Origin of the sequence: Bacillus sp. S3 (assembly GCF_005154805.1) — a bacterium.
Lineage (GTDB): Bacteria > Bacillota > Bacilli > Bacillales > Cytobacillaceae > Neobacillus.
Map to the genome: position 1 here is coordinate 4,390,843 of NZ_CP039727.1, position 12,870 is coordinate 4,403,712.

Here is a 12,870-nt window from a genome sequence, read left to right on the forward strand (position 1 = left end):
ATATCCTATTGCCACGTTAAAAACGGTGCCTGACACCAGAATGGTGTCAGGCACCGTTTTCCATTTAAAGGTATTCGCGGAACCAGTTTGCAATGTAATCGAGCCGGCTTTTGCGCAGGCTTGGCTTTCCGCTTCTTGAGAGTTCGTGGTTTTCTTCCGGGAATCGAATGAATTTCGTCTTCTTCCCTAACCGCTTTAACGCGATAAACAATTGCTCGGCCTGTTCAATAGGGCAGCGGTAATCCTTCTCACTATGTAGAATCAGCAGTGGTGTCTCTACATTTTCCACATAAGCAAGCGGAGAATGCTTCCAAAGGGTTGGCACATCATTCAAGTCAGCCGCAATCTGCCATTCCGTGAAATAATAGCCGATATCACTGACCCCGTAAAAACTAATCCAGTTAGAGATTGAGCGCTGTGTAACTGCTGCTTTAAAGCGATTTGTATGGCCGACAATCCAGTTTGTCATGAAGCCGCCATAGCTTCCACCGGTTACCCCTAGCCGCTTTTCATCTATAAAATCATACTGGTTCAGCACATAATCAACCGCCAGCATCACATCCTGATAGTCGCCGCCGCCGTAATCACCGCGAACCGCATCAACAAACTCCTGGCCATATCCATGACTGCCCCTGGGGTTCACGTACAAAACAGCAAACCCTTGCCCCGCTAGAATTTGAAACTCATTCATATAGGTATTGCCGTACATCATATGCGGGCCGCCGTGAATTTCAAGGATCAGCGGGTATTTTTTCCCTTCTTCAAACCCAATCGGCTTCATCAGCCAGCCATGAACCTTCCAGCCGTTTGCGCCTTCAAATTCAATGGATTCAGGTTTGGAAAATTCCATTTCTTCAAGCACATTGCACGTCGTTAGCTTTTCCCGCTTCGATGCATCCGTTAATGAAAACAAGTACAAGTCGCCAATATCTGTTGGCGTACTGATGGCAGTAATCGCCTTATCCGAAGCAGAGTGAATTGTTAAACCATACACATCCTGCTCCCCGGCAAGCACCGGCTGAATTCCGCCGCCAGCTGCATCTACAAAATAAAGATTGGTATTCCCTTGCTCTGTGGCAATAAAGTAAACACCTTGACTATCGTCCTTCCAAATTAACCCTGGGGTGACCGCTCCCTGATGGAAGTCGCCGGACAAGAAGTCGCCCACAGCAACGTCCCAGCCGGAGGTCAAACAAGACATTTTACCATCTGCAAGCTGGTAAAGCCAAATCTCTGGAAGGGTTGCATTTTCAAATTCCCGTTTATGTCCAATTAATCCAAGATGCTTACCGTCCGGTGAAAATCCGGCATGATAAAAAACACCTTGCCCATCCGTCACAGGGATTAATTCTTTTTTGGCCATCTCCAAAAGAAAGACATCATATGTAAATGATAAATCGGCATCTTCTGTTGGATTTGCACCAACAGCGAGATATTTCCCGTCCGGTGACCAATCATATAGGTTCACATCATAGCCTTCAGCCGTAAGCTGTGTCAGCTCCCCGCTTTTCACATCCACCACGGCAACCTGCTTGAAATGCCCCTGCAAAAATCCGGCGGAGTCCGATTTATATTTCATCTTTGTTACTTCCAGCGGTACCGGCTTCTCCTCTTTTTTCTCCTCTTCTTCATCAAAAATAGTTTGACTGGATTTCAATGAAGTAGTGAAAGCCAACTTCTTTCCATCTGGTGACCAGACAGGGCTGCTTACCCCGCTTGCAAGAAACGTTAACTGCCTAGCTTCACCTCCGTTTACACTTAAAACATAAATTTGATTCTTTCCGCTTCGGTTGGAGACAAACGCAAGCTCTTTCCCATTCGGTGACCATCGCGGCGAATGATTCTTCCCTTTGCCGAACGTCCATTGAACCGGTTCAGCTCCTTTTTCAGCCTTTTGGAAAAATAAATGCGCTTGATACTCATCTGACTCTTTGTCAATCGTTGTCCGCATGTACACAAATGACTGTCCATCAGGTGCAAACAACGGGTTGACCACTGATGTGAATTGATATAAATCTTCTGACACGACTCCTCTAGTTACTTCCATCTTGCTGGCCCCCTATTCAAAAACTCCTACACTAAAGTATTTCGACACTAGAAGGATTTTTCCTTTCATTTTTTAATCTAAGCGGCACGCTGCAATAAAAAAACTGCCCCATCAATATGATAAGGGCAGTTTGCCTGTTTTAGACCTGTATGAGTTTTACTTTTTGACCTGGCTGAAGGAGGGCAAGCAGCGGCAGATCCTCCTCTGCAACCCTTCCGACCACATTCACTCGTTCATCGGCAGCTAGATCACGAATCGTAATCTGCACTTCACCGCGATACCTGCCATAGCGGTCATTGTCTCTCGTAATCGTGCCAAAAGGACGTGTCCAAGTATTCTCAGGAACCACCGCCCCAGCACTTCTCGTATCCGTCAGCCGAAGAACGTCACGGGAAAAATCAGGACGAAGCCGGAACTCCCCCTCTTCGAATCCTTCCACTCGAAGGGCAACCCGCCGATGACGGTCAAAATCGATTAATTTTTCAAAAAGAGCTGCACTTGCTTCCGGGTCGCCGATATATACATCTTCAACTCCCGCCGAGAACAGTTCCAGCGCCGCTCTATATGGATCAACACCACGATGGCTCTCCAGTGTCGGCAGCCCTTCGAACAACGGGCCGCGTTTCTCTCCGTCACCTGGAATATAGGCACAAACCGGAATACCAAAACGTGCAAAAAGGTCATTCTGCGTTTGAAAAAAGAGTTCAGCTAATCCGGTTTCAATCCGGGGATAGAAATTATGCCAGGCCAGCAGCTGACCTGCCTCCAAACCGCCATCAAGCAAGGCGCGTATATCCTCTTCAAATAAAATACTGGCATTCAAAGCTAGCTTGAAATCCTTCGAAAGGGACAAAATCGTTTCATGGGCAAAAAAATCATCCAACCGCAAGCCCATTACCCCTAAAGCTTTTAGCTCAAACAAGCTATCCAATCCCAAATGGGCAGGTGTTCGCAGCGATACATCCGCGTACACTTCTATTCCAGTTTCCTTTGCCGTTTGCAGCAGTTTTTTCGCTCGAGCTGCTAAATCTCCGGACTCTTCGGGAATGTGAAGCGAGGTAAACGCCCGCTTCACACCCATTTTTCCTGCCAGTGCAATCCGTTCTTCTGCTAACGGATCATTTAGATAGAATGAAATCCCGATCAATCAAATTCACCGGCCATCTCATCTTTGAAACCGAATAAATAAGTGAATAAGAATCCTGCTCCATAGGCAATTAATACCCCTACTAAATAAAGGAGAACTTGACCTGTTACCACAAGGAACGCAAGTGGTAATCCAGATACGCCGATTGCGACCGTTGCGATTCCAAATGCAGCTTGGAACGCACCACCGACACCAGCACCTAAACATGCTGTTAAGAACGGACGACCGAGGGGAAGGGTAACACCGAAAATTAACGGCTCACCAATTCCAAGAATTCCTGCTGGCAGACCACCGCCAATGGCTCTTTTTAAACGCGTTTTCTTTGTTTTTAGATAGATGGCAAACGCTGCACCTACTTGACCTGCGCCGCCCATTGCTAAGATTGGCAGAAGCGGGTCATCACCAATTGTATTAATTAATTCTAAGTGGATAGGTGTTAGACCTTGATGTAATCCAGTTACAACAAGCGGAAGGAAGGTTGCTCCGAGAACAAATCCTGCCACAACACCGCCCATATCAAGTAAAGAAGTTAATCCTTTTGTGATAATATCTGAAACGAAACCACCAAGCGGCATAAATACAAGATAAGTAACAATACCAGTAACCAATAAAGCAACCGTTGGTGTGACGAAAAGATCAAGAGACGTTGGAACAAATTTGCGTACTCGTTTTTCTACAAGAGCGATAAAGATGGCAGCAAACAATACGCCAATTAAACCACCGCGTCCAGGAAGTAAATCTGCACCAAACAAATGGATGCCTGCAACGGCCGGGTTAATGATCAAAATACCAGCAATCGCCCCAAGTGCCGGCGAACCGCCAAACTCCTTCGCCGCATTCATACCAACTAAAATACCGAGATAACCGAATAACCCGCCGCCAATAACCGATAAAATCGTCGCTAACTGAGAATCTCCAGCCAGCCATCCAGCTTGAATAATTGCTTTTGTGATCCCGGTAATCAATCCGGATGCCACAAGGGCAGGGATTAACGGAATGAAAATACTAGAGATTTTTCGTAAAAACAGCTTAAATGGTGTCGCATTCTTTTTGTTGATTTCAGCCTTGGTGCTTGCTGCTTTCGCTTTTAAATCAATCCCGCCGGCAGCGTCTATTAATTTCCCAAACTCTTCTGTTACTTTATTAACCTTTCCTGGGCCAATAATAATTTGCAGCGTCTCTTCCTCTACAACCCCAAGTACCCCATCAATTTTCTTAATAGCCGCCTTGTTAACCTTCGACTCATCATTCGGTGTCACACGAAGTCTTGTCATACAATGTGTGTAATTGCCAATATTCGCAGCCCCGCCTAATTGTTCCAGAATCTTTTCGGCTAATTGTTTATTCTCTCCAGCCATGCTATTTCCCCTTCTCTCTGATGTAATTTATTTTTTAAAAAAATGAAACGGAATGGTGTCCGCATCACCCCCTGCAATTACTTACCTTCTTTGATAAATCGGATGGCTTCCCGTGTTTTGTCAATCGAGTGAATCGTTTTGTCATATTGAACAGTGGCCATCGATAAAAATAAAATATCAATAATATATAACTGCGCAAGACGCGATGAAGTGGCTGCACTGCGAAACGGCGCCTCCCCGGAATAAGCGGTAAACAGCTTAATATCCGCAAGGGATGAGACAGTGGATTGCCCGTATTTTGTTAAACTAATCGTTTTGACGCCCCGCTCTTTCGCTAACGTCATCACCTTAATTATCTCCTCTGTTTCCCCGGAGTGCGAAATGCCGAACACGACATCATCCTGATTCGCATTCGCAATCAGCGTCGCGACAAGATGCGTATCTGTAAAAGCGGTTGCATTTTTATGAATGCGAAGGAATTTCTGCTGGGCATCCTTCGCGATAATATTAGAAGCGCCAATGCCAAAAAAATGAACATTTTGCGCGGGCAGCAAGGTTTGAACAGCACGCTGCAACTCATCATAATTGATGATTTCTTCCGAATCCCGGATACTTTGGATACTGTTGCTTGTTGTCTTCTGAACGATTGAGAAAAAGGATTCACCCGGTTCAATGTCACGATAGCCTTGCTCGACAGGCTTCACTAAGTCCCCGGCAATTCTCACTTTTAAATCTTGAAATCCGGTTAAGCCCAAGGATTTGCACAGCCGGATAACGGCCGCTCCACTTGTACCTGCTTGAACCCCGATGTCATTGACGGTACTGTTTAAAATCGATTGCGGATATTCAAGAATAAACTCCGCAATTTTCCGTTCAGAAGCCGGAAGCTGTTCCAGCATATTTTGAATCATTTTTAAACCGCCTGCTGCCACGCCCAAAACCACCTTTTCATCTGACTCATTTTTCAACTTTTTGGATTGCCTTTTTCACATAACCATTTGCCTCTGTTAATAATCGTTCTGCTTCTTGCTTCGATGTATTCGTCTTGATCATGACAATCGCCGTTTTCACTTGCAGATCCGCATTTTCTAGTGTTTCCAGTGCGTTTTCATACGAAACTCCGGTGACTTTGCGGATGATGCCAATCGCCCGCTCCTTCAATTTTTGATTGCTCACACGGACATCCACCATTAAATTATCGTAGGCTTTTCCTAACAGAATCATGGATGAAGTGGAAATCATATTCAAAACCATTTTATGGGCGGTACCTGATTTCAAGCGAGTCGAGCCGGTTAGCACTTCAGGACCGACAATCACCTCGATTGCTTGATCTGCTTCCTTACTAATTGTCGCATTCATATTACAAGAAAGTGCGACTGTTTTCGCGCCGATGCTGCGTGCATAGCGGAGAGCCCCAATCACATAAGGCGTCCGGCCGCTGGCAGCGATGCCGATGACGGTATCATTTTTTGTCAATTCCAATGCCTTCAAATCGCTGATACCGAGCTCCGGATTGTCTTCCGCACCCTCGACTGCTTTAATGAAGGCCCCTTCGCCCCCGGCCATAAGGCCTTGAACCATTTCAGGGTCCGTGCTGAAGGTCGGTGGACATTCAACGGCGTCCAGTACTCCTAAACGGCCGCTCGTGCCTGCCCCTAAATAAATCAGACGCCCTCCGTTTTGAAAGGAAGTAAAGACAAATTGCACTGCTGCCTCAATATCCGGTAATACTTCCTTTACGGCTAATGCCACCATTTGATCCTGCTCATTCATAATCCGTAAAATGTCGCTTGGAGTTGCTGTATCAATTTGCATCGAATGTTCGTTGCGGGATTCCGTTGTTAATAATTCCAGGTTTTCTTCCATTGGTTTGTTGTCCTCCTGTTGATCATTTCTTAGCTGTAAGCGATTTCTGTAGTTTTATTATATGACGACTGAAATGATAATTCAATATTTTTGTAAAAAAATTAAAATTATATTTCAGAGCAATTATTTTTTACATCAATCAAGCAAATAACGGCGAATGGCCGCCGCCACCCCTGCTTCATTATTATTCCCTGTCACATGATCCGCCAGCAGTTTCACCTTTTCCGGTGCATTTCCCATCGCAATCCCGAGGCCTGCCATCGAAAGCATAAGTGAATCATTATAATTGTCGCCAATAGCGGCGGTTTGCGTGATAGGAATTCCATGCTGTTCGATCAGTTTTAACAGCGCAGATGCCTTAGTGACCCCGCTTGGGGAAATCTCTAAATTAAGGAAATTGAAACTGCTGCTGATTTCCATGTCCCCTCCTACCTGTTCGGCAATCCGTTTTGAAAATTCAGCAAGTCGATCACCGTCATCAAAGACCGCGATTTTCGTAATTTTCGGTTGCTGTTCTTTCATATATTGATAAAAATGATCGATGACCTTGACCTGGCAGTATTTTCGAACCGTTTCACAAGAGGCGGGACTAGCGCCTGATTTTTCCAGTGCCGGAATATTATTTTCAATCCAATTCTCATTCCATTTATTCACAGCCGGTACAAGCAAAGTATCTCCTTCATAAAAATGGGCGTAGATCCCTTCCGCTTCACATAATTCCCAGAAAAGTAACAGGGGTTCGTGCTGAAAAATAGCCTGCTCGCTGATTTCTCCCGTCTCATCTAGTAGAATGGCGCCATTGTAGGCAATGATCGGCTCTCCCTCCAGGCCGATCGTCCGCGCAATCCATTTTGTTGAAAGCGGGGATCGGCCGCTGCAAATTACCACCCTCCCTCCTTGGCTGCGGTATTCTTGAATCGCTTCAATCGTTTCCACATCAATCTCTTTTTCATCGTTTAATAAGGTGCCGTCTAAATCAGTCGCTAAAAGTGAGTATTTCAATAGTATTGCCCCTTTTGAATTAATATTTTATAATAATTATATATTTACTGAAATAATATTTCAAAACTTACTATACACACGTTAGAAAAAAATGAAGAGGGGGAACTGCAATGCTTTCACCTGAAATAAAAGAAAAACTGCTATCTATTGTAACCAAGGAAAATTTCGCTGATTCCAAAACAGAACGGTTAGTTTACTCCTATGATGCGACGCCAAACTTTCAATCAATGCCGGATGCTGTCGTCAGCCCGCGCAATACTCAGGAAGTTTCCGAAATCCTGAAGGTTTGTAACGAATATAAGGTGCCGATTGTACCGCGCGGCTCCGGCACCAACCTTTGTGCCGGTACATGCCCAACGGAAGGCGGAATTGTCCTTCTTTTTAAACATATGAACAACATCCTGGAAATTGACGAAGAAAACTTGACAATCACTGTTCAGCCAGGTGTTATCACGCTGGATATGATTCATGCGATCGAGGAAAAGGGGCTGTTTTATCCTCCTGATCCAAGCTCGATGAAGATCTCGACCATTGGCGGCAATATTAATGAGAATTCCGGCGGTTTGCGTGGTCTCAAATATGGCGTGACACGCGATTATGTGATTGGTCTCGAGGCGGTCATGCCAAACGGCGATATTATCCGCACTGGCGGAAAGCTGGCAAAGGATGTTGCCGGTTATGATTTGACAAGGCTGTTTGTCGGTTCAGAAGGAACACTTGGCATTATTACAGAAGCGACTTTGAAACTGATTCCGATGCCGGAAACGCGAAAGACCATGCTTGCACTCTATCAAGACCTTAACGCAGCGGCAAAATCCGTTTCCAAGATTATTGCCAATAAAATCATTCCGACCACCCTTGAGTTCCTAGATCAGCCGACACTACAGGTGGTCGAAGATTTTGCACAAATCGGTCTGCCGACCAATGTTCAAGCGGTGCTGCTAATCGAGCAGGATGGTCCTGTGGAAGTTGTCGAAAGCGATATGAAGAAAATCGCTGACGTGTGCAAACAGGAAAATGCCGTATCCATACAAGTAGCTGCTACAGAGGAAGAAGCTGATGCGTTAAGAACCGCCCGGCGCGCTGCTCTTTCTGCCGTCGCCCGTTTGAAACCGACAACAATATTGGAGGATGCAACCGTGCCAAGGTCGGAAATTGCCAATATGGTGAAAGCGATTAATGAGATTACCGAAAAATATCAACTGACGATTTGTACCTTTGGCCACGCTGGGGACGGAAACCTCCACCCAACGTGTGCAACTGATGCCAGAAATCACGAAGAAATGGAACGCGTTGAAAAGGCGTTTGCGGAAATTTTTGATAAGGCCATTGAGTTAGGCGGAACCATTACCGGGGAACACGGCGTCGGTGCTATGAAGGCCCCGTATCTTGAGTGGAAGCTGAAGGCAGAGGGCATCGCGGCAATGAAAGCGATTAAACAGGCATTTGATCCGAATAACATCATGAATCCAGGGAAAGTTTTTGCCAAAGACAGCAAGAAACGCGTGGTGGTGACAAGATGACAACGGTACAAGAACAAGAGAAAATCCAAGAACAATTTAAAGTACGGATGAACGAGGATGAATTGTTAAACTGTATGCGCTGCGGCTTTTGTCTGCCCACCTGCCCTACTTATATTGAATCGGGTTATAAGGAATCGCATTCTCCCCGGGGAAGAATTGCGCTTATGAAAGCAGTAGTCGACGGAATGATTGAGCCGGATGAGGATTTTGAGCGCTCGCTTGAATTATGCCTCGGCTGCCGGGCTTGTGAACCTGTTTGCCCTTCCGGAGTCAATTATGGTCATTTATTGGAGGATGCACGGGACATTATAAATCAAAATAAGAAGCATTCCTTACCGGTTAGGGTCGTTAGAAAAACCGTTTTTGAGGGACTATTTCCCCACCCTGAACGGATGCGCTGGACGGTTGGGATGCTTGGTTTCTATCAGCGCTCCGGGGTTCAGACACTTGCCAGAAAAATTGGCTTTTTAGGCCTGCTGCCTGAAAGCTTAGCGACAATGGAAAAAATCCTGCCGGCAGTGCCGACGTTGAAGGAAATGAAACATCGTCCTGAACAGCTGCCGGCTTTGACGAAAAAAGTCCATCGGGTTGCGTTTTTCAGCGGCTGTTTAATGGATACGATGTTCATGAAGACAAACGATGCCACGATGAAGCTGCTGCAGTTAGCGGGGTGCGAGATTGTGATTCCGAAGAATCAAACCTGCTGCGGCGCTTTGCATGGTCACAGCGGTGAAAAAACAGAAGCGAAGAAGCTGGCCAAACGAAATATTATTGCCTTCGAAGAGCTGGACGTTGACTTTATCATAACCAACGCCGGAGGCTGCGGCGCGTTTTTAGTCGATTACGATCATTTGCTCAAGGATGATCCGGATTGGCGCGAGCGGGCGGGGGCATTTAAGGGGAAAATAAAAGACATTTCCGAAGTATTAGCAACGGTTGATTTTCATAAAAAGGTACGGCTTGAGCTTCCGGCGCAAGTGATCACCTATCAGGATTCCTGTCATTTACGAAATGTGATGAAGACAGCGTCGGCGCCAAGGGAATTGCTTAGAGCGATTAAAGGCGCCGAATACATCGAAATGAAAGAGGCCGATCGCTGCTGCGGTTCTGCCGGAATCTATAATATCGTCGAATCTGAAATGTCGATGGTCATGTTGGATTATAAAATGGAGCAGGCAAAGGAAACGCATGCCGCGACCATTGTGACTGCTAATCCCGGGTGTTTGTTACAAATGCAGCTTGGGATTGAACGCGAGGGCTTGTCTGGGAAAATGCGCGCTGTGCATATCGTCGATCTATTGGCAGAAGCGGTGAAATAAGACTAAACTATGATTGGAGGCTGCCTTTTATTAGGTAGTCTTTTTTATTGAGGGAGTACTATGGGGTAAGGCGACCTGTTTTCAAAAAAATTCAATAATTTTTGCAGAGAGCGTGACAGACACCTAAAATAGGATTAAAATCATCAATATGCAATAAGAAAAGCGAAAGCGCCCTGTTTAGCGGCGCATCTTATCGTATAAAGAAAGTTTGAGGAGGCCGCAGCACATTATGCAGCTTAGCAGCGTAGAAATTGAGATTTTAAAAATTATTGAAGAGAACCATAAACTGCCGGTAGAATCCATCGCTTTAATGGCTTTATGCAGCGAAGAAACCGTCAGAAAGACGATTGAAAAATTAGAGTACGAAAAAATTATCATGAGTTACCCGACCTTGATTAACTGGAGCAAAGTCGAGGGGCAGGAAAACGTTATTGCCATGATCGATGTGAAGGTTACCCCGAAACGCGGCGTTGGATTCGATGAAGTGGCCGAGAGAATCTCCCGTTTTCCCGAAGTAACATCCCTTTATCTCATGTCCGGTGCTTACGATTTGTCGATTACCGTGGAAGGAAAAACGATGAATCAAATCGCCGCCTTTGTTTCAGAAAAATTATCAACCATTGAAAATGTTGTGTCCACGACTACCCATTTCATGTTGAAGAAGTACAAGCATGATGGCGTCAATTTTAATAGTGGCAATGATGATAAAGACCGCAGAATGGTGGTTTCACCATGAAACACCCATACGAACACTATCTTTCCCAAACAGCCAAAGAATTGCAGCCTTCCGGAATCAGGAAGTTTTTCGATTTAGCAGCAAGCATGGAGGGCGTCATTTCCTTAGGTGTCGGTGAACCGGATTTCATTACGCCATGGAGTATTCGCGAAGCAACGATTTTATCGTTGGAGCAAGGCATGACCGCTTATACCGCCAATCCTGGCTTACTTGAATTACGCGAAGAAATTACGAACTACCTGGTAACAAGATTTGGCGTTCAGTACGACCCAAATAATCAAATTATTGTGACAATCGGAGCAAGCCAGGCAATTGATCTTGCCTTTCGCGCCACTTTGAATCAAGGCGATGAAGTGCTGATCGTCGAACCAGCCTTCGTCTCATACGCTCCATTGGTAGCAATGGCCGGCGGAAAGCCAGTTGCTGTATCCACTTCACCGGCAAATGGATTTAAAGTAACCGCACAACAAATCGAGGCCGCCATTACCAATAAAACAAAAGCCATTTTGTTGTGTTCGCCTAATAATCCGACTGGCAGTATGTTGACGAAAACGGACCTAATCGAAATTGCCGAAGTCATTCAAAGGTACGATTTACTTGTCGTCTCCGATGAAATTTATGCGGAACTGTCCTATGATGAGGAGTTTTGCAGTTTCGCCTCAATCAAAGGCATGTACGAGCGGACGATATTAGTTAACGGTTTTTCCAAGGGCTTTGCGATGACGGGCTGGCGGCTTGGTTTCCTGGCAGCACCGAAGGAATTTTACGAGGTGATGCTTAAAATACACCAATATACAACGATGTGTGCGCCGAATATGCTCCAGCGCGGTGCCATCGAGGCGCTTCGTAATACGTATGATGAAGTGGAATCAATGCGGAACAGTTATCGCCGCAGACGGAACTATGTGGTTCAGACGCTCAATCAAATGGGGCTTGAATGTCACACCCCCGGGGGCGCCTTTTACGTCTTTCCATCCATTCGCTCTACCGGCCTAAGCTCCGAACAATTTGCTGAGGAACTGTTAATGCAGGAAAAAGTCGCCGTCGTGCCAGGCCATGTATTCGGCGACAGCGGGGAAGGCTATATCCGCTGCTCCTACGCAACCTCGATGGAGCAGCTGCAAGAGGCAATGAAACGAATCAAACGATTTATTGAATCAAAGGACGTTTCTTATGAAAGCCAGTCCGAAAAAGTGAAAACTCGCTGAAAGATTGGCCCCAAGTGATGATTGCTCACCTGGGGCTTTTCATTTTCTCTACAAAAAGGATTTTGGAATATGGTTAAAGAAGTAATACTAAGTCTGAATCTTTAATGTAAGGAATGGTGGTACGTTATGCTGAAAAAAGGGAGGCTTATACTGGCAGGCTGTCTGCTGGCAGTAATGGCAGGCGCCTTGGTTATTTTTCTACAAGACCATAAGGAAAAAGAAAAACCAACGAGGGGGGAAGTGGCTATGACCACAAATATCCATATTGACCCGGAGATTGATTTGAATAGTAACGATGAAATTACTGTCCTCATTCATTTTAAAACAAAACCTGCGAGAGAAGCTGTTGAGCTGGCAAAAATGCAAGGTGTGCCACTAACTCTAGAACAGGCTGAACGAGATGTAAAGGAGAGCCATCAACGATTTCAAGCCGATGTAAAAAAATATTTAGACGGCGGGCAAATTTCCTATACGATCAAGCACACCTATACTGCTGCTTTTAACGGCGTGGCCATAAAGCTGCCTGCTAGTGCCATTCAAGCATTACTGCAATCAGCTGAAATTGAAGCCATCTACGCGAATAAGGAAATCAAGAATATCCCGCCCGTGCAGCCGTCTTAATGTAAAATAAAACGACCGTTAATTACTTGATTAAATCAGAAGA

At 45.5% G+C, this 12,870-nt stretch carries 11 protein-coding genes; 5 read left to right on the top strand and 6 right to left on the bottom strand.

All coding sequences use genetic code 11. The features are described from left to right. Positions 1-64: 64 nt before the first annotated feature. The 6 genes from FAY30_RS21240 to FAY30_RS21265 form a co-directional block, all read right to left on the bottom strand. Complete coding sequence (locus tag FAY30_RS21240) at positions 65-2,047, bottom strand: S9 family peptidase (RefSeq protein WP_149871737.1); 1,983 nt, start codon at positions 2,045-2,047, stop codon at positions 65-67. Positions 2,048-2,186: 139 nt separating this feature from the next. Further along, complete coding sequence (locus FAY30_RS21245) at positions 2,187-3,194, bottom strand: MupG family TIM beta-alpha barrel fold protein (protein ID WP_149871738.1); 1,008 nt, start codon at positions 3,192-3,194, stop codon at positions 2,187-2,189. After that, the gene (locus FAY30_RS21250) at positions 3,191-4,552 is read right to left on the bottom strand and encodes a PTS transporter subunit EIIC (RefSeq protein ID WP_149871739.1); all 1,362 of its coding nucleotides are present in this window, start codon (positions 4,550-4,552) and stop codon (positions 3,191-3,193) included. The genes FAY30_RS21245 and FAY30_RS21250 overlap by 4 nt, the downstream gene beginning before the upstream one ends. 77 nt (positions 4,553-4,629) lie before the next feature. Beyond that, positions 4,630-5,484 (bottom strand): MurR/RpiR family transcriptional regulator, encoded by an 855-nt coding sequence (locus FAY30_RS21255; RefSeq protein ID WP_149872807.1) that lies wholly within the window; start codon positions 5,482-5,484, stop codon positions 4,630-4,632. Positions 5,485-5,509: 25 nt separating this feature from the next. Continuing rightward, positions 5,510-6,418 carry an N-acetylmuramic acid 6-phosphate etherase gene (gene murQ / locus FAY30_RS21260; RefSeq protein WP_149871740.1) on the bottom strand — a complete coding sequence of 303 codons (909 nt, stop codon included), beginning with the start codon at positions 6,416-6,418 and terminating at the stop codon, positions 5,510-5,512. Between the two features lie 135 nt (positions 6,419-6,553). Beyond that, the gene (locus FAY30_RS21265) at positions 6,554-7,420 is read right to left on the bottom strand and encodes a Cof-type HAD-IIB family hydrolase (protein ID WP_190284717.1); all 867 of its coding nucleotides are present in this window, start codon (positions 7,418-7,420) and stop codon (positions 6,554-6,556) included. Positions 7,421-7,530: 110 nt separating this feature from the next. Between FAY30_RS21265 and glcD the strand changes: the two genes are divergently transcribed. The 5 genes from glcD (at position 7,531) to FAY30_RS21290 (ending at position 12,827) form a co-directional block, all read left to right on the top strand. Continuing rightward, positions 7,531-8,943 (top strand): glycolate oxidase subunit GlcD, encoded by a 1,413-nt coding sequence (glcD, locus tag FAY30_RS21270; RefSeq protein ID WP_149871742.1) that lies wholly within the window; start codon positions 7,531-7,533, stop codon positions 8,941-8,943. Continuing rightward, positions 8,940-10,262 (top strand): (Fe-S)-binding protein, encoded by a 1,323-nt coding sequence (locus tag FAY30_RS21275; RefSeq protein WP_149871743.1) that lies wholly within the window; start codon positions 8,940-8,942, stop codon positions 10,260-10,262. Before glcD ends, FAY30_RS21275 begins: the two co-directional genes overlap by 4 nt. A 229-nt stretch (positions 10,263-10,491) precedes the next feature. Continuing rightward, entirely contained in the window at positions 10,492-10,998 is a 507-nt protein-coding gene (locus FAY30_RS21280; protein ID WP_149871744.1) for an Lrp/AsnC family transcriptional regulator, read from the top strand. After that, positions 10,995-12,206 (top strand): aminotransferase, encoded by a 1,212-nt coding sequence (locus FAY30_RS21285; protein WP_149871745.1) that lies wholly within the window; start codon positions 10,995-10,997, stop codon positions 12,204-12,206. The genes FAY30_RS21280 and FAY30_RS21285 overlap by 4 nt, the downstream gene beginning before the upstream one ends. A gap of 126 nt (positions 12,207-12,332) precedes the next feature. Next, positions 12,333-12,827 (top strand): protease inhibitor I9 family protein, encoded by a 495-nt coding sequence (locus tag FAY30_RS21290; RefSeq protein ID WP_149871746.1) that lies wholly within the window; start codon positions 12,333-12,335, stop codon positions 12,825-12,827. Positions 12,828-12,870 lie beyond the last annotated feature (43 nt).

Excerpts from the sequence above, each read along its gene's own strand:
- FAY30_RS21250 (WP_149871739.1), bottom strand. The coding sequence starts at position 4,552 with ATGGCTGGAGAGAATAAACAATTAGCCGAAAAGATTCTGGAACAATTA.
- FAY30_RS21275 (WP_149871743.1), top strand. The coding sequence starts at position 8,940 with ATGACAACGGTACAAGAACAAGAGAAAATCCAAGAACAATTTAAAGTA.
- FAY30_RS21290 (WP_149871746.1), top strand. The coding sequence starts at position 12,333 with ATGCTGAAAAAAGGGAGGCTTATACTGGCAGGCTGTCTGCTGGCAGTA.
- FAY30_RS21280 (WP_149871744.1), top strand. The coding sequence starts at position 10,492 with ATGCAGCTTAGCAGCGTAGAAATTGAGATTTTAAAAATTATTGAAGAG.
- murQ (WP_149871740.1), bottom strand. The coding sequence starts at position 6,418 with ATGGAAGAAAACCTGGAATTATTAACAACGGAATCCCGCAACGAACAT.
- glcD (WP_149871742.1), top strand. The coding sequence starts at position 7,531 with ATGCTTTCACCTGAAATAAAAGAAAAACTGCTATCTATTGTAACCAAG.
- FAY30_RS21240 (WP_149871737.1), bottom strand. The coding sequence starts at position 2,047 with ATGGAAGTAACTAGAGGAGTCGTGTCAGAAGATTTATATCAATTCACA.
- FAY30_RS21285 (WP_149871745.1), top strand. The coding sequence starts at position 10,995 with ATGAAACACCCATACGAACACTATCTTTCCCAAACAGCCAAAGAATTG.